Origin of the sequence: Rhizobium sp. MHM7A (genome assembly GCF_005862215.1) — a bacterium.
In the GTDB taxonomy this organism is placed as follows: domain Bacteria; phylum Pseudomonadota; class Alphaproteobacteria; order Rhizobiales; family Rhizobiaceae; genus Rhizobium; species Rhizobium bangladeshense.
Map to the genome: position 1 here is coordinate 159,314 of NZ_VCHT01000004.1, position 16,076 is coordinate 175,389.

At 58.0% G+C, this 16,076-nt stretch carries 20 protein-coding genes and 2 tRNA genes; 17 read left to right on the forward strand and 5 right to left on the reverse strand.

The features are described from left to right. Window positions 1-121: 121 nt before the first annotated feature. The gene (locus FFR93_RS16965) at window positions 122-700 is read left to right on the forward strand and encodes a cold-shock protein (protein WP_064709076.1); all 579 of its coding nucleotides are present in this window, start codon (window positions 122-124) and stop codon (window positions 698-700) included. Window position 701: 1 nt separating this feature from the next. Continuing rightward, window positions 702-1,187: a DUF192 domain-containing protein gene (locus FFR93_RS16970; RefSeq protein WP_138394089.1), complete on the forward strand. Its 486-nt coding sequence runs from the start codon at window positions 702-704 to the stop codon at window positions 1,185-1,187. Between the two features lie 49 nt (window positions 1,188-1,236). Here FFR93_RS16970 and FFR93_RS16975 read toward each other — a convergent pair. Continuing rightward, window positions 1,237-1,313, reverse strand: a tRNA-Pro gene (locus FFR93_RS16975). A 665-nt stretch (window positions 1,314-1,978) separates the two neighbouring features. On the opposite strand from FFR93_RS16975, the gene FFR93_RS16980 reads away from it, so the two are divergent. Continuing rightward, window positions 1,979-2,284, forward strand: a complete 306-nt coding sequence (locus tag FFR93_RS16980; RefSeq protein WP_064683560.1) for an ETC complex I subunit — start codon at window positions 1,979-1,981, stop codon at window positions 2,282-2,284. A gap of 48 nt (window positions 2,285-2,332) precedes the next feature. Further along, window positions 2,333-2,409: transfer RNA gene (locus FFR93_RS16985), tRNA-Arg, on the forward strand. A gap of 32 nt (window positions 2,410-2,441) precedes the next feature. On the opposite strand, the gene FFR93_RS41285 is transcribed toward FFR93_RS16985, so the two are convergent. After that, window positions 2,442-2,858: a hypothetical protein gene (locus FFR93_RS41285; RefSeq protein ID WP_205910744.1), complete on the reverse strand. Its 417-nt coding sequence runs from the start codon at window positions 2,856-2,858 to the stop codon at window positions 2,442-2,444. Further along, window positions 2,855-3,847: a hypothetical protein gene (locus FFR93_RS16995; protein ID WP_246661326.1), complete on the reverse strand. Its 993-nt coding sequence runs from the start codon at window positions 3,845-3,847 to the stop codon at window positions 2,855-2,857. The genes FFR93_RS41285 and FFR93_RS16995 overlap by 4 nt, the downstream gene beginning before the upstream one ends. Here FFR93_RS16995 and FFR93_RS17000 point away from each other — a divergent pair. The 7 genes from FFR93_RS17000 to FFR93_RS17035 all read left to right on the forward strand — a co-directional run bounded on the left by FFR93_RS17000 (window position 3,841) and on the right by FFR93_RS17035 (window position 8,179). Next, window positions 3,841-4,101: a helix-turn-helix transcriptional regulator gene (locus tag FFR93_RS17000; RefSeq protein WP_064686677.1), complete on the forward strand. Its 261-nt coding sequence runs from the start codon at window positions 3,841-3,843 to the stop codon at window positions 4,099-4,101. The genes FFR93_RS16995 and FFR93_RS17000 overlap by 7 nt on opposite strands. Continuing rightward, window positions 4,101-5,156 (forward strand): hypothetical protein, encoded by a 1,056-nt coding sequence (locus tag FFR93_RS17005; protein ID WP_138394090.1) that lies wholly within the window; start codon window positions 4,101-4,103, stop codon window positions 5,154-5,156. Before FFR93_RS17000 ends, FFR93_RS17005 begins: the two co-directional genes overlap by 1 nt. Window positions 5,157-5,765: 609 nt before the next feature. Further along, entirely contained in the window at window positions 5,766-5,948 is a 183-nt protein-coding gene (locus FFR93_RS17010) for a helix-turn-helix domain-containing protein (protein ID WP_138394091.1), read from the forward strand. 407 nt (window positions 5,949-6,355) lie between these two features. Next, window positions 6,356-6,649, forward strand: a complete 294-nt coding sequence (locus FFR93_RS17020; RefSeq protein ID WP_138394093.1) for a hypothetical protein — start codon at window positions 6,356-6,358, stop codon at window positions 6,647-6,649. Continuing rightward, window positions 6,646-7,074 carry a hypothetical protein gene (locus FFR93_RS17025; protein WP_138394094.1) on the forward strand — a complete coding sequence of 143 codons (429 nt, stop codon included), beginning with the start codon at window positions 6,646-6,648 and terminating at the stop codon, window positions 7,072-7,074. The genes FFR93_RS17020 and FFR93_RS17025 overlap by 4 nt, the downstream gene beginning before the upstream one ends. Beyond that, window positions 7,074-7,460, forward strand: a complete 387-nt coding sequence (locus FFR93_RS17030; RefSeq protein WP_138394095.1) for a hypothetical protein — start codon at window positions 7,074-7,076, stop codon at window positions 7,458-7,460. The genes FFR93_RS17025 and FFR93_RS17030 overlap by 1 nt, the downstream gene beginning before the upstream one ends. A gap of 2 nt (window positions 7,461-7,462) precedes the next feature. Further along, complete coding sequence (locus FFR93_RS17035; protein ID WP_246661335.1) at window positions 7,463-8,179, forward strand: transcription termination/antitermination NusG family protein; 717 nt, start codon at window positions 7,463-7,465, stop codon at window positions 8,177-8,179. A 153-nt stretch (window positions 8,180-8,332) separates the two neighbouring features. Here the strand turns inward: FFR93_RS17035 and FFR93_RS17040 are convergent, their stop codons facing one another. Further along, complete coding sequence (locus tag FFR93_RS17040) at window positions 8,333-8,779, reverse strand: cupin domain-containing protein (RefSeq protein WP_138394097.1); 447 nt, start codon at window positions 8,777-8,779, stop codon at window positions 8,333-8,335. A 188-nt stretch (window positions 8,780-8,967) separates the two neighbouring features. After that, window positions 8,968-9,405: a hypothetical protein gene (locus FFR93_RS17045; protein ID WP_138394098.1), complete on the reverse strand. Its 438-nt coding sequence runs from the start codon at window positions 9,403-9,405 to the stop codon at window positions 8,968-8,970. 114 nt (window positions 9,406-9,519) lie between these two features. On the opposite strand from FFR93_RS17045, the gene FFR93_RS17050 reads away from it, so the two are divergent. Genes FFR93_RS17050 through FFR93_RS17075 form a run of 6 tightly spaced genes read left to right on the forward strand, consistent with a single transcriptional unit; the run spans window position 9,520 to window position 16,062 of the window. Continuing rightward, window positions 9,520-9,993, forward strand: coding sequence for a GPO family capsid scaffolding protein (locus FFR93_RS17050; RefSeq protein ID WP_138394099.1), 474 nt, complete (start codon window positions 9,520-9,522; stop codon window positions 9,991-9,993). After that, window positions 9,959-11,530 (forward strand): terminase, encoded by a 1,572-nt coding sequence (locus tag FFR93_RS17055; RefSeq protein WP_138394100.1) that lies wholly within the window; start codon window positions 9,959-9,961, stop codon window positions 11,528-11,530. Before FFR93_RS17050 ends, FFR93_RS17055 begins: the two co-directional genes overlap by 35 nt. After that, window positions 11,530-13,626, forward strand: a complete 2,097-nt coding sequence (locus FFR93_RS17060; RefSeq protein WP_138394101.1) for a hypothetical protein — start codon at window positions 11,530-11,532, stop codon at window positions 13,624-13,626. The genes FFR93_RS17055 and FFR93_RS17060 overlap by 1 nt, the downstream gene beginning before the upstream one ends. 13 nt (window positions 13,627-13,639) lie before the next feature. After that, window positions 13,640-13,951: a hypothetical protein gene (locus FFR93_RS17065; protein WP_138394102.1), complete on the forward strand. Its 312-nt coding sequence runs from the start codon at window positions 13,640-13,642 to the stop codon at window positions 13,949-13,951. Window positions 13,952-13,986: 35 nt separating this feature from the next. After that, window positions 13,987-15,069 carry a hypothetical protein gene (locus FFR93_RS17070; RefSeq protein ID WP_171049210.1) on the forward strand — a complete coding sequence of 361 codons (1,083 nt, stop codon included), beginning with the start codon at window positions 13,987-13,989 and terminating at the stop codon, window positions 15,067-15,069. A gap of 18 nt (window positions 15,070-15,087) precedes the next feature. Beyond that, window positions 15,088-16,062, forward strand: coding sequence for a phage major capsid protein (locus FFR93_RS17075; RefSeq protein WP_138394103.1), 975 nt, complete (start codon window positions 15,088-15,090; stop codon window positions 16,060-16,062). Window positions 16,063-16,076: the final 14 nt, after the last annotated feature.

Below are 16,076 nucleotides of genomic sequence, written 5' to 3' on the forward strand. Positions count from 1 at the left end.
ATGTGCATCTGGGAATAACCGAAAACTAGGACTTGCGCTTATCCGTTACCAAGATGTTAATCTTGATTTCAAGAATCAGTTAACCGTAACAGTGTGACGCGTATTCGAGGGGCTGGCGACAATGGCTGATAGGATTTCATCGAACGAATACACTGATCTCGACGAGCTGTCGTCAGAGACGGTCGACCTTGTTGAAATCACCGGTGTCGTCAAGTGGTTCGACGTCGCCAAGGGCTTCGGCTTCATCGTGCCGGACAATGGCATGCAGGATGTTCTCCTGCACGTGACCTGCCTGCGCCGCGACGGTTACCAGACGATCCTCGAGGGAACGCGCATCGTCGCCCTAGTCCAGCGTCGCGAGCGTGGCTACCAGGCTTTCAAGATTCTCTCGATGGACCAATCGACCGCAATTCATCCTTCGCAGCTGCCGCCGGTGCGCACCCATGTGCAGGTCACCGCGACAAGCGGGCTGGAGCGCGCGCTTGTCAAGTGGTTCAACCGCACCAAGGGCTTCGGCTTCCTGACGCGGGGTGAGGGCACGGAAGACATTTTTGTGCACATGGAGACGCTGCGCCGCTTTGGACTGACGGAACTGCGCCCCGGCCAGGTGGTCCTCGTCCGCTTCGGCGACGGCGAAAAGGGCCTGATGGCCGCAGAGATCCATCCCGACGTTCCGAGCCCAGCGAGCCGGTCGCACTGACATGCGCGGCCATATCCTTTTTCATGCGATCGGAAGCGCCATCATGGCGCTTTTTTTCTTGGTGGCTCTGCCGGCTTTGGCTGCGGAGGAGATGCGGTTCGATAAGGAGCCGCTGCTTATTGAGACGACCGCGGGCAAGACGCTGCGTTTCACCGTCGAGGTGGCTGCCACCGGTGATCAGCGCGCCCGCGGGCTGATGTTTCGCAAGTCGATGGCCGATGACGCAGGTATGATCTTTGATTTCGGCGAACCGCGGCGCGTCGCCATGTGGATGGAAAATACCATCCTGCCGCTCGACATGCTTTTCGCCGATACCACTGGCACGATCCGCCACATCAAGGAAAACGCGACGCCCTATTCGCGCGACATCATCGATTCAATGAGTGAAGTGAAATACGTCCTCGAACTGAATGCCGGCGTCGTCAGCAAATTCGGAATCAAGCCAGGCGACCGGATCGTCAGCGCCACGACAACGAAGGCGAAGTGACAGCGCCCAGGCCCGCGGCTAGAAGTTCAAGAATATAAGGATATTTGAATGGTCGGAGTGGAGAGATTCGAACTCCCGACCCTCTGGTCCCAAACCAGATGCGCTACCAGACTGCGCTACACTCCGTGCCGTGATTGGCAGCGGGAATACACGGTTCACTTCGCCGTCGCAACCCATAAATCCAGCTGTGGCCGCAGATTTCTCACCTGACCTGTGGACGCAACACGAAAATCTCGAGCGCCCGTTCGTTTTCTCTGCGGGGCGCAATTCGGCGTTGGTGCTGGGTCGGCCTTAGCCGCGCGCGATCAGGCCGATATATTGGGCATAGCTGATGGCGACATAGAAGAAGGCGGTGATGCCAGCTCCTATCACAATGGCATTGAACTCTGCCGAACGTCTCATCATGCGTATGATCCACTGAAAGCGATTAGGCCGCAAACTAGTGTCCCGGGCTGGATGCGGCAATCAGCTTGTGATCACAACATGAGACAAGTGGTAATATTGCGCAATCGCATGCAAATGGATTGGGACAGATGGCAACGTGATCTGAGGGAAGAATGCGCGCAAGGGTCCGATCTGGCGGCAGCACTATGTTCCCAACGCATTTGGCGCCTCGTCAGTGTGGAGGTAAGGGCGGTGCGCCGATCCGCCTTTTTTCTTGAAAAAACGGGGATTCGCGGATAAGCAAAATTCATCTCTTCGCGTTATCCGTAACGACGAAGCAAAGCCCGGTAACGGGATTGAGACCATGCAAGGCGGGATGTCCCCGCATATTCGGAGATGCCGCAGTCATGTCTGCCAAGATCTATCGTCCTGCTAAGACCGCCATGCAGTCCGGCAAGGCCAAGACCCATCTCTGGGTGCTTGAATTCGATCAGGAGTCGCCGCGCAAGATCGATCCGATGATGGGTTACACCTCCTCCAGCGATACGCGCCAGCAGGTAAAGCTCACCTTCGAAACGCAAGCGCTTGCCGAAGCCTACGCCCAGCGCAACGGCATTGAATACCGCGTTATCGCGCCGAAGGACCCGGCCCGCCAGGTTGTGGCCTATCCGGATAATTTCCGCTATACCCGCACGCAGCCCTGGACGCACTGAGATTTCTCGTCCACATATGCCGTCGTATCCTTGGGTGCGGCAGCAGACGGCCCCTTAGCTCAGCTGGATAGAGCACCTGCCTTCTAAGCAGGTTGTCGCAGGTTCGATTCCTGCAGGGGTCGCCATCTTTTCAAAGATTTAGCTGCACTTGTTCTTCTTACGCCACCTCCGGGGTAACGCTGGGGGTAACGGCGGCGGATTTTCGTTTGTGCTCTTTCAGCTGGGCCTTTGCAATCCTCACGCCCGATCCGTCGAAGCCGAGCGGTCCTTCTTCATTGTCGATAGGCGCCATAAACTGCTCGGCTTCATCTCGGATGTGTGCGCGCAGTCCGGAGGGATTCGACCAGCCCAGCGTGCCCTCGGCGTCGCCCCCGTCCTCATCGTCAGCATCATCGAACTCAAGGTCGTAGAGGCACTGATTGCCGACATACCGCGGCGTGCTTCCGATGGCGGGTTCCAGGTCGCCGTTGTCCTCGAGATCTGGATCCCCGTCGAGGAGATCCAGGAGTGCAATCAATTGCTCTATGCAAGCCTCAACGATTTCACGCTGCAGCTCCTGAACCCGCTGGCTCATACCGCAGCCCTCCCAGCAACGTCAGCCACTGAGTCGACAAACCGAGCGAGTTGACCAAGAGGGCCGGTGTCGAATTTCGTGGCCTTCATGAGCGCGGCTGCAGTGACGGCCAGGGCGTCAGCTTTCATCCCTAGGCCGGCCAGGGTACGAGCTTGGCATTGCGAGACGTCATTGGCTGCCGCTAAGAGGCGAGTATCGGCTTTCGCCACGCGCAGCTTTGCAGCATCAACGCCGGAAACCTGCCGAAGTCGCGAGGTCTCCGCCTCGTATCGTTCGGCGAGTTGGATGCGCAGTTCGCACTCCTTGATGGACTGGATCCTGTACGCTCGATTGCGCGCCAGAGCCTTTTCGGTTCGCCCCTTTGGAGTAGATTGTCTCCACCTTTTAAGAATCTCTCTCTCTTCCTCGGCAGTGCGAACGGCGAAGCAGGTCTTCGAGTTCTCCCGCCGAAACTTGGGCGAAAGCCGCTTCGTCAGCTCGCTTGTATCGCGGACGAGAAAGCGGCCGATGATGTCGCGCTCAGCAGGCACTGTGTATCGACCATCCTGCGCGTTCGCCCCAAGCAGCAACTCCTCCGGTGCCAAGGGCCACTGATGCCGCCACTCGTCCGCGAGCCACTCCAGCTCATCATGAGCCGTTTTCAGTTCCGTGCAGGCAGCATCAAACTTTTGGTACGCAGTCACCAGCTCAGCGTTCTCTGCCTGGACGGCGAGAGCTTGCGTCTGGACAAGATCGGCACCTTGCGCGTCCGGCGCAACGGCGATTGCCGCGGTTGTTGAAGCGGCGGCAAGGCCGAAAAGAAGGGCGCGGCGGGTAGCACAAGGCAAGCCTTCGGCGGCTGCCAGAATCGTTTCGTTCGGCATTTTGAAATCCTTTGTGGTTAATACCAATATTTGTTGGTATCTTAACCATAATCCTGCTACTGGCTTGCGGTCAACAAGAAGTTGGGTATGATACCAAAAAAAATTTGTTTGGAACGCAAATGGCAATCACAGGAAATCAAATGCGGGCGGCACGGTCTCTCGTCGGGTTAGATCAAATTGCGCTTGCCGAAATGGCTGGCGTCAGTGCGAACACTATTCGAAATATGGAGGGCGCAGGAGCCGGGCGAATAAATGTCCGGACGATGACTCTCGATGCGGTAACGGATGCATTAAAGGCAGCGGGGGTCGTTTTCGTGGAAGAGGGCATGAACGACGGCGGGCCCGGCGTACGGCTGACGGCGCGTAGCGAGGAAAAATAATGCAAGACGAGGACAGAAAGACGCCTCCTGGGCATACCGGATTTTTCGCGGTGGACCCGAGAAGATGGACAGAAGCTTGCACTGACGGGATGAATTCCGCCGTCTCCTATCTGATCCTGTGCCGGGGAACTGGTGGCGACAACCGGACTACCTCGTGGTCGGTTATGGCGATCGAGAGATGGACTGGCATTTCGCGACCTCGCGCTCAAGCGGCAATCGATCTTCATATAAAGAAGGGACGGGTGGAGTTGATACGTGGGGGAAGAAACCCACAGTACCGGATCGTAGCGTTCGAGAATGAGGGCACGGACGGTGACCGGAGGATATGGCTTCCCAACACCCTAATTGATGGCGCTGCTAAAGAGGCACCTGCGATCGAACTCATTCGCCAGAACGGCAATGTAAAGGCTCTCGAATTACTGGTCGATCTTTACGAACAGCACTTTCTGGCAACTGAGGGCGGGATCGAGTGGCGTCAAGGCAAAGGCATTCGCGTAGGCTACCACCGAGACAAGGTGGTTGATTGGGGAGAGTTCTCTGTTTGGACATTCACAGCCAATTCGAATGAAACAGCCTGGGCAGATTTCCCGCCGTTCGCCAAGTTTTCAGACTCTTCCGCCTTCTGGGAAGCTTGGCATCTCCTCCGGCATCTGGGCTTGGTCACCAGCGTTGCGCATCTGGTTGAAAGTGACACTGAAGAAGGCGAAGTGATGCACCCGCTTCCATACGATACCGATGGGATGCCCCATGAGAAGGAGATAGCCGAAGCAGCGCACGACGCAGCGTTTTCGATGATGGCCGAATGGCGGCAGGAGCATCCGGATTTTTATTACGCGGATCCGCTTGTGCCACTGCGGCGGCATTTTCAGAAGGTCGAACTCGTAGGGATATTTCGTCTACGTTACTTGCCTCATACGAGAGCGACCGCCGACTGGATGAGGAAGCAATCTGAGTGGGCTGGCATAGCTGATGACTTCCGCGAGCTTGAGGCCGTAGCCGCCGGGAAATCTGTTAGAAATCAGCGACATGCAATATCAAGGGGTGATCAAGGATGATCAATGCTGATCAAGGTAGTTCAATGGGAGATCAACGCCAGTCAAGAGCCGAAGGCGGATACTATCTGACCCAAAAATCTGAAGCAGAGCAGCTAAGTCACGTAACGGCGGAGTGAGGGTAGGAGGGGTATGATAAACGTTCAGCTATATCGACATCTGATCAGGCAAGCGATCGACGGGGAGCGCCGAGCCGGCGGCGAGGAAGCATTGGCTTTGGAAAAGAGAGTGCGTCGCGACGCTGTGCCTCGATCTAACGTGGTGTGGATTAATTTCCGAAGCCCCCCAGTTAAAGATGACGACGCACCAAAACAGAATTTCTGAACACGGCTTCGATGGGTAGGGACGCGCCCCTGTGCGACCCCATTGGCCTGAAGAGCCGACGTGCCTTCCCTCAGATAAAATATTCGTGGAAAAGCGACTTCCTAGTGGCTGATTGGAAAATCATTCCGGGGGCGCCGAGGAGGTTTGTGTGCATTACTTGGAACGAAAAAGGAACGAATTCACTTGTGGATTAAGCTGAGCAGGATGTCTAGGTAGAATCGTGTTATGGTATAACTTGTTATCCAAAGTCGCTACAAAATACCGAGTCAAGGAATGGGGTTCTAACGCATGGTTTATTTGACTGCGAAACAGGTGCAGGAGCGATATCAGATCAGCTCAATGTCTCTCCACCGGTGGCTGAAAAAAGATGAAATGGAGTTTCCCCGTCCAATGGTCATCAACCGACGGAGGCTCTTCGATGAAGCCGACATTGTGGAATGGGAGCGCAGGCGCGCGAAAGAGGCTGCGTGACGGTCACAGCGATTCAGCACGGGCGCTCCAGGTCGCCAAACTCAGAAACGCCCGTGCCGCGGATCATCGATAACGAAAGGATCGCTTTCAATGACGAGGAAAAGCAAAGCACAGGTCTATGGCCGAATCCAGCTTTATGATGGGGACGAGCCGAAGGGATTACCGTTCACAGTGGTCGGCCGCGAGTGGTGGGCTCTTCAGCAACTGATCGAAGCCGGCGAAAAGGGCTGTACGCCTATAGATAACCCCGCGCCTCGTTGGGCACACTATGTCTGGCTTATGCGAGGCAACGGCATTGACGTGGAAACGATCCACGAAACTCACGGCGGACAGTTTCCAGGGTCGCATGCACGGTACGTGCTCCGAACAAAGCTTTCGGTAGTGGATGAGGTCGGGAGCTTGGCGGCGTGACACCAAATCAAGACAAGGTCGACGGCGCCGCAAGGTGGCTATTGGCGGCGACTCATCACATGCCGAACGTTATCTGCATTCTTCGGCAGAGTTTTGGCCTTTCTGCGGTGCAGGCGGCTCAGGCCTGTACCTTGGCAAACAAATATCGCATCGAGGCTCATCAGCTGCAGGACAGTCACGTGACGTCACGTGATGTCACTCGTCATGACGGTTACAATAACGCATTTCGTAACGTTACGCCCGCCATCCTTTCTGCGGATTCCAAGCACCCGCCAAAAGGTGCAGCATGAAGCAGATACTCAATGTCACCAGAAACGATGATGGCCAGTATGAAATCACCGACCAACGCGGGAAGGCCGTCGCTGGTCCGTATGACACCAATGCTGCGGCCTGGGCGGCGCTCGACCGGATCGATCACGAAACGATGCCTGGCAAGCCTCGCAGCAAAAGGAAAGTACTCTGGGGCAAGCCGGAGAAGCCTGCGAAGCGCAAAAGCAAAAAGGTGAGCAAGAGAGAGGTGGCCAGAGACCAGCAGCGGATGAAGGTCAATGCCGCAAAGGCGCCTGGCTGGGTGCGATCCGTCGCCGCGGTTAAGTTCGATCCGGCCGGCGAGCGCGCATACCGGGACCATAAGCTCGGCACTTTCGGAGCTGCTTCCGAGGTGAAGCGGATCGATCCCGCCATGTATCTAGCCGAGAAGGCGAGGGGTAAGTGATGGTCGACGAACTTCCCGAAGACGTGCAGCAGCGCATGATGGAGAAGCTGCTCGGCAAGGTGAATGCCGAGCGGATCAAGACGGCGACGAAGGGCTTCCGGCCGACGCCTGTCATCGTCGCCTACGAGTACTACCAGCTACCAAAGCAGCTCTTTAGGAGCTGGCGGATCGATCGCATCGAGAACGGCCGAAAGGATCAGCACCTCGCAAACTTAGACAAGGAGTCCTGCCTCATTGAGGTCGAAGCACTCAGACGCAAGGGTTTCACCGTCAAGCAGGTGCCGATCGGTCTCGAGCCTACGAAGGCCCAACGCGAACAAGCCCGCTCCGCCGGCCAGAAACGCCGCAGATCAATCATGGACAAGCTGAAGGATATCAAGATTTGAACATGCAGACCCTCAATCGCGCCTTCAACCCTTGCAAGGAAGATCAGTTGGCGAAAGAGACGCGGGCCGAGGAACTCCGGTTTCGTAAGGTTCGCCAGGATGAAGGCAAGGCGGGCGAGTGGAAGCCCGCGGCCGATCTTTGGTTTGCGGTCAAGGCAGCGCCAGGGTCCCAGCGCTCACCGTCGGCGCCGGTCAGTGACGACAGGCCCCCATGTCTGAGCCTTATCGAACGCAACCTTTCCAACGCTGGGTTCGAATCCTTTATGCCGACCTACCGGATCGTCGTGAAGCATCACCGAAATAAGAAGCTGATCGAGCGGCGCTTCCCGATCTTCACGGGGTATGTGTTCGTCAACCTCCCGACACAACTGTTCGTGTCGGTCGAGGCTGTCGAAGGTGTCGGCAAACTCCTGAAGTACCGCCGGGCCTACGGCGACGCTCCCGAGCCGTTCAGCTTCCCGCAAGAGGTGATTGACCGCCTCCGCTACATGGTCTGGGAAGAAGACCAGAAGTACCTGCTGGAGAAGGCCTTACGGATGCGGCAGGAGGAAGTGGATCGCGAGATAGTGGAGATCAAGAAGGCTGCCTCGAGAACCAGCCGCAGGATCCGGAACGCTCAGTATTCCGAGTTGGCCGGTGGCTTGAACCGGAGCCTTCGGGCGCCTTCATCTCGCGCTTTGGTTATGCAAACGATGGAACAGTTGTTGAAATTGGGCTGATCTGCTTGCAAACGCATAACTAGATGGTAATATCTGCGCACTGATTTGGTGGACGTACAGTGCGCAGAGCGCCGGTCCACGCGGATAAGCAGCAATCCGCACGATGGCAGAAATGCGTCCAAGTGGCACCAGCTTAATCTCGCAGCTTGACGTTCAGAGCTTGCCGAGGGGCATTTTGCTAAGTTTGGACCATGTGCACTCTTCACACTGCTCGTGGTATTTTGAAAGCACTCGATAACCAGAGCGAGTTTCGATCTCATACTCATAGTTGGCTGGGACAATTAGCCAGTCATCCCGCTCGAATTCCCGGCCGTTTAGCTTGAAGCTCCCATCAAGCACATATCTATAAACGGGCTCGGTGTGAGCGTGTCGGGGGATGATGGTTCCCGGGTCTATGATTGAGATTAGCTCCAGGCCATAGTAACGAAAATCAACGGGGATAAAGTATTTTTTGAGCTGTGGCTCGTTGAATAGCTTGTGTTTCGTTTTTTTTAGCCAATCGCCTCCCAGGAAATCTTGGCTGCTGACGATTTCGGTAATTTTGGTCGGGTCAATGACCAGCGAGCGGTCCATTTCAAAAGCAAATTCAAGGTCACTCATCAGTTGCCTCCTTAATTGAGATAGTCTGGATCAGGGTGAGTGGCAGTGATAGTCTCCGGTCTTGTTCGGCTTCTTCGTCGTCGGTTAAGGGGCGTGTCAATGGATTCTTGCTCGTCATCGTGATCTCCACACGTCAGATGCGGCTATGACAGGAAGACGCGAGTTTCAGGGCGGAGGCACAAAGGGTATTATACCTCAGCATCCCAGAAGTGCGTCGTGCGGGACCTTATTGGAACGAGGTCACCACCGGCCTTCTCGAGCGCGTCGTACACTACCTCCGGGCTGTCGCCTACATATTGTAGGCTGGTTCCGATATAGAGCGACGATACAATGCCGTCCGTCTGCCACTCTTTAGGAACGGGAATTGGGCCTTGAGACTTCGGGCCGCTGAACCAAACCGGGCCCAAGCCAGGGGTGTTCAGTTTAGCAAGGGTTGTCGGACTTGGCAGCTCCTCTCTGACTAAACTAGCGACCTCTTCCGGTTCCTCCATGACGTAACTTACTATCTTCCAATCGATGCGAGTAACTCCGTGTGGGCTTTCAACGGGCCCGGTACGTCGGATACGAACAACGCGCTCGGCTTCAACCTGCATTTTGTTACCATCGGTAAGAGTCACTTCAACCATTGCCTGCCTCCCTCTCTAACTGGGCTTCCGTCAGGCTACAGCGTCAGGTTGAGCACGTCGAGTTATTCGAAATTGGTAGAGAACACCCCTCCAGCCGATCAGAAGGCCAGGACCATGACAGGCAGACCCACCAAGTTCACTCAATCCCTTGCTGACACCATCTGCGAGAGGATCGCTGATGGGGAAAGCCTCCGCTCAATCTGCCGCGATGACGCGATGCCGGCGAAGTCGACCGTCCTTTCGTGGTTGGCTGATGACGAGAAGTCTGCTTTTCGGACCAAGTATGCGCAGGCGCGCGAGATCCAGGCCGACGGCTTCGTCGACGAGATGGTCGAGATTGCCGACGACGGCACGAACGACTGGATGGAAAAGACGAACGCCGAGGGCGAGACGACCGGCTGGCAGGAGAATGGTGAGGCCATCCGCCGCTCACAGCTTCGCATCGGCACGCGTCAGTGGATCGCCGAAAAGCTGAAGCCGAAGAAGTACGGCGCCAAGGTCGAGCTCGAGCACGGCGTTACGAGTGGCGTGGCTGAGTTGCTGGAAGCGATTAATGGCAAGACCCGCGGACTTCCAAACGGCAGTTGATCAGTTCTCGGACTGGCGCTGGCGGCTGAACAACCTCTACTGGATCACGGATAAGAGCGGCAAACGCGTCCGGTTCGAAATGAACTGGGCGCAGATGACGTTCTTCGAGCAGATGCATTATCTGAATGTGCTGCTGAAGGCTCGCCAGCTCGGGCTGACAACGTTCATCCAGATCTTCATGCTGGACGCCTGCGTCTTCAACCGGGACATCCGCGCCGGCACCATTGCTCACACCCTCGGGGATGCGCAGACCATCTTCCGGGACAAGGTGAAATACCCTTACGACAATCTGCCTGAGGGCATTCGGGAGGCGGTGCCGATCCAGCGGGACAACCAGACTGAACTGCTCCTGGGGAATAACTCAAGCATCCGCGTCGGTACGTCGCTGAGATCCGGCACGCTGCAGTACCTGCATATCTCGGAATATGGGAAGCTCTGCGCGAAGTATCCGGAGAAGGCGAGGGAAGTTAGAACCGGCGCCCTAAACACGGTGCAGGCCGGCCAATTGGTGTTCATCGAAAGCACTGCCGAGGGGCAGGAGGGCCATTTCTACAATCTCTGCGAAGATGCCCAGGTGAAGCATCGCCAGGCCTGGGCGCTCACGCCATTGGATTTCAAGTTTCATTTTTTCCCGTGGTGGAAAGAGCCGCAATATTCGATCGCGCCCGCCGGCGTCATAATCACCGACGCTTTCGCCAAGTATTTCCGCGGTCTCGCAGATCAGGGCATCGAGCTGACGGAGGGACAAAAGGCCTGGTACGCCAAGAAAGCTGAGACGCAGCTCGGGGACATGAAGCGGGAATATCCGTCGTCGCCGGCGGAAGCCTTCGAAGCCAGTGTCGAGGGGGCATATTACGCCGACCAAATGGCGGTGGTGGATGCTGAGGAGCGTCTGGGCGTCTTCCCGCATGTGCGTGGCTATCCGGTGCACACGATATCCGACATCGGCATGGACGACACCAACAGCGTCTGGCTGTTTCAGGTGCTTCCGAGCAGGGTCCGAATGATCGGCTATTTCGAGCACACCGGTACTGGCATGGATGGCATGCTGGACGAGTTGGAGCGCCGAGCTGAAGAGAACGGTTACGTCTATGGCGTCCACAACATGCCGCACGATATCAGGGTAAGGGAGTGGACGCGCGGCGGCATGACGCGCATCGAGATCATGCTGCAGGAGGTCAAGGCTCGAAATCTCGGCACTGTCCGGAAGGTCGAGCGGGCCTATGTGCATGACCGCATCAACGGCACGCGGCGCATCCTGGCGAAGGTCGAGTTTGACCAGGCCGGATGTTCTCAAGGCGTGAAGTGCCTGCGCAATTATCGGAAAGAGTGGGATGAGGATCTTGGCGTGTTCCGCGACGAGCCGCTGCACAACTGGGCATCTCACGGCGCCGACGCCTTCGGCGGCTTGGCGATTATCTTCACCGGTCTCGCTGCAGAACCGCTCAAGCCTGAACCGAAGCCGCTGCCAACGTTCCAGACCATGACATTCAACGACTTCGTCAATTCTACACCGACCTATAGCGAGCACGTTTGATGGACGCAGAAGCCACGACATTGCCGGCCGGTGACCAGAATGATCTGGCGAAGGTTGGCGCGCATTGGCAGCAGGAGATTGAGCGGGCGCAACGCTATTTCAAATCCTGGGTGGATCGCTGCGCCAAGATCGAGAAGATTTACCTGCAGCAGGCGGACCAGCAGAGCGCAAAGCGCAGGTTCCCGATGCTGTGGGCGAATGTCTCGGTTCTGCAGCCGGCCGTCTATGCCAGAGTTCCGCAACCCGTTGTCGAGCGGCGATTCAAGGACTCGCAGCCCGTGGCGCGCATGGGTTCGGAATTGGTGGAACGCAACCTTGCCTTCACCGCCGACGACGCCGATCTGGATTCGGTGATGCGGTCGGTGCGGGATGACTTCCTGCTCTGCGCCCGTGGAACCGTCTGGCTGCGCTACGAGGCGGACTTTGAACCGCTGGATATGGGTATAGAGCCGTCCGATGCACCTGGGATGCCGGACGACGTCTCGCCGCTGGAGCAGATCACCGATGAGCGGGTGTGCATCGACTATGTGCACTGGTCGGACTTCCTGCATTCGCCCGCTCGGCGCTGGAAGGATGTGACATGGGTGGGTCGTCGTGTCTCGATGACGGACGAGGAGTTTGACAGGCGCTTCCCTGATGGGAGGGGCTCCCTTGCGAAGGAGGGCGCCGGATCGAACCACGGAACCAACCAGACGGAGCGGGCCCAGAACGAGGGCAAGGTGTACGTCTGGGAAATCTGGTGCAAGAGCGAGAATTACACGGTCTGGATTGCTGACGGCTGCCCCGCCGCACTCGAGGTCTCTGAGCCACCGCTGAACCTGAAAGGCTTTTGGCCTTGCCCGCGGCCGGCGTTCGGCACCATGGCGACGAGCTCGCTTATTCCCGTCCCGGATTACGTCTACTACCAGCAGCAATGCGACGAGATCGACCTGCTGACACGTCGCATCAACAAGCTCTCGGATCAACTGCGGCTGAAAATCTTCTATCCCTCGGGCGATGGCTCGGTATCGCCGGCAATCGAAAAGGCGATGCGGCCTGAGAACGACACGGTGATGGTGCCGATCCCAGAGTGGGCGGCATTCACGGATAAGGGCGGCTCAAAGGCCATCGTCACATTGCCGATCGACGATGTGCAGAAGGTCATCGTCGCCTGCATCGAGGCGCGGAAGCAGTTGATTGAGGACGTCTATCAGATCACCGGCATATCGGACATCGTGCGCGGCGATACCCAAGCCTCGGAGACAGCGACGGCTCAGCGCATCAAAAGCCAATGGGGCTCCATTCGCATCCGGGACCGCCAGGCTGAGCTTGCCCGCTTTGCCCGTGATATCGTGGCGATTGCCGGCGAGATCATCTGCGATCAGTTCCAGCCGGAAACTCTTATGCTCGTCTCCGGCATCCAGCTTATGACGACGCAGCAGAAGCAGCAGATCCAGATGCAGATGCAGCAAACGCAGATGGTCGCCCAGCAGGCGGCGATGCGCGCGCAGCAGATGGGGCAGCCTGCGCCTCCTCAACCACCACAGCCGCCTATCCCGCCCGAGATTGCGCAGATGATGCAGCAGCCGTCGATCGACGAGGTTGTTCAGCTTCTTCGAAATGACAGCGTGCGCGGTTTTCGGATCGACATCGAGACGGATTCGACAATTGAACCGGACGAAGATGCAGAGAAGCAGCGCCGCATGGAGTTCGTGCAGATGGTTGGCGGCTTCATGCAGCAGGCCGGTGCCATTGCGCAACAGACGCCGATGCTTGTCCCTGTGATGGTCGAGACGTTGTTGTTTGCAGCGCGTGGTTTCCGCGCCGGTCGCCAGTTGGAAAACACGCTGGAGCAGGTGGGCGCGCAACTCTCGCAGGCAGCGACGGCACCCAAGCAGCCGCCGGAACCAACACCGGAGCAGATGATCGATCTGAAAACTGCACAGGTGAAGGCCGGGGCGGAGGAGCGGAAAGCCCAGCTCGGGGTCGCCCAGGCCGAGATCGAACACCGCACCACCGTCGAGCAGGCACGGGGCGACATGGCGATGCAGGCCATGCAGCAGTTGCACGCGGCGCAACAGCCGTCCGCCCAGCAGCAACAGCCCGCCTATCAGTGAAAGAGGCTTGATTATGAGAGAGCGCTATTGCCGCGTCTGTGGTGGTTGGCACCAACTCGACGCTTGGCCGCATAACTGCATCCCGGTGAAGAACCTCGCGCAATCGGATCTGCCGGCACCCCATTTCGTCAGTGACAATATCGATATCCAGTCGATGCACGATGGCCGGCACTACACCTCGAAGGCAAAGCTGCGTTCTGCCTACCGGGCGGCCGGCGTGGTCGAGATCGGCAACGAGAAGCCTCAGCCGATCGAGAAGCCCAAGACGGATCGAAAGGCGATCCGGAATGAACTGCGGCGGGTTCACGCCGAATACAACGCCTGAACGGGCATCAATCCCCGACATAGGAAATCCCCAAGATGGATATGGAAGACCTGAACGAGGCCGGAAACGGCAGCGAAGACATCGGCGCATCCAACGATAAGCCGCTCAGCATTCGCGATAGCTTGAAAGCCGCGATCGACAGCACGGAAACTCCACCGGCCGGCGGCACCGATCGTCAGCGTGATGAGCACGGTCGATTTGCTCCGAAGGATCAGGACAAGACCGGCCAAGCGCCACAGCAGCCCGCTGCGGCTCCGAAGGCAGCGCAGGCGGACGCAGCCGCAAACGCCACTCCTGCCGCTCAGCAGACGGCAGCCGCGACACAGGAGCAGCCACTGACGGCTACATCGCACCGTGTCCCGCCCGGCTGGTCAGCGGAAGCAAAGGCGCATTTCAGTGCGCTGCCGGCGGAAGTCCAGGCCGCGATTTCCAAGCGCGAGCAGGAGGTCGATAACGGCTTCCGCGTCCTTCAGGATTACAAGGGTCTCGAGGAATTCACGCCGATTGTCAGACAGGCCGGCATGACCCATGCCGAGGTGATGCGCAAGGCGATCGACTGGGAGAACGCGCTTATCCGCGATCCCGTCAATACCGTTATCAATGTCGCCCGGATGGCCGGCGTCAATCTTCAGGCCCTTGTGGCCGGTCAGCAGGACCAGATCTTGCAGCGCCGCCCGCAATCGGCCCAGCAACAGCCGACGCCTCAGCCCGTCAACGTCGAGGCTACGGTTGAACAGGTACTTCGGAAAAGGGACACGCAAACTCAAGTCGAAGCGTTCCTTTCCGACCCGGCAAATGTGCACGCCGAAGCCGTTCTTGAAGACATGGTCGCCCTCATCAGCGCGGGGCGCGCATCGTCGCTCAAGGATGCCTACGACGCTGCATGCTGGATGCGCCCCGATATTCGCCAGCAGCTGATCAGCCAGGCTGCACCGGGGAACACAGTTCAAGACCAGAATACCCAGAGGGCAGCAGCGGCAGATCAGGCCCGCCGCGCCTCACGATCGATTTCCGGCTCTTCCGCACCTGGGCCAACCCCGGGCGCCAGCGCCGGTCAGCCAACCTCAATCCGCGAAACCCTTCGCACGGCGATGCACGCCGCGAACGGTCGCGTTTGACCAAAGGAACCATGATCAATGCCTATCTCGCCCAACCTCTCTGAAATCGTCACCACGACGCTGCGCAATCGCAGCGGCACGGTCGCCGACGACGTGACGAAGAACAACGGTCTTCTCTCTCGTCTCAACAGTCGCGGGAAGAAAAAGCCCGTCTCTGGCGGCCGCACCATCGTCCAGGAGCTGCAGTACCAGGAAAACAGCACCTTCAAGCGCTATTCCGGCTACGACATCCTGAACGTCCAGCCTTCCGACGTGATTACCGCCGCCGAATACGACCTCAAGCAGGCCGCGGTCGCCGTCTCCATGTCCGGCCTCGAACAGCTGCAGAACTCGGGCGAGGACGCGGTCCTCGACTTGCTCGAGCAACGCATTGAGAACGCCGAAAGGACGCTGAAGAACAATATCGCCCTCGACTGCTATTCCGACGGCACGGCCGATGGCGGGCGTCAGATCGGCGGCCTGCAGCTGTTGATCTCGACCTCGCCGACCTCGGGCACGGTCGGCGGCATTTCGCGTGCCACCTGGGGCTTCTGGCGTAATCAGAAGTTCTCTGCTTCCGCGGACGGCGGCGCAGCTGCCTCGAGCACGAATATCCAATCCTATATGAACCGGCTCTACATGAGCTGCGTTCGTGGATCGGATTCCCCTGACCTCGTCGTTGCCGACAACAACTTCTTCCGCCTCTACTGGGAATCGCTGCAGGCGATCCAGCGCATCACCTCGGCGGACAAGGGCATGGCCGGCTTCCAGTCCCTGCAATACATGGGCGCCGACGTGATCTTCGACGGCGGCTTCGGCGGCGGCGCGCCTTCGAATCAGATGTTCTTCCTGAACACCGACTACCTGTTCTACCGCCCGCACCGAGACCGCGACATGGCGCCGATCGGCGACGAGCGCATGAACACCAACCAGGACGCCTTCGTGCAACTGATGGGCTTCGCCGGCAACCTCACCATGAACAACGCCTTCCTGCAGGGCGTGTTGTTCGCCTGATCGAACGAAAGGAA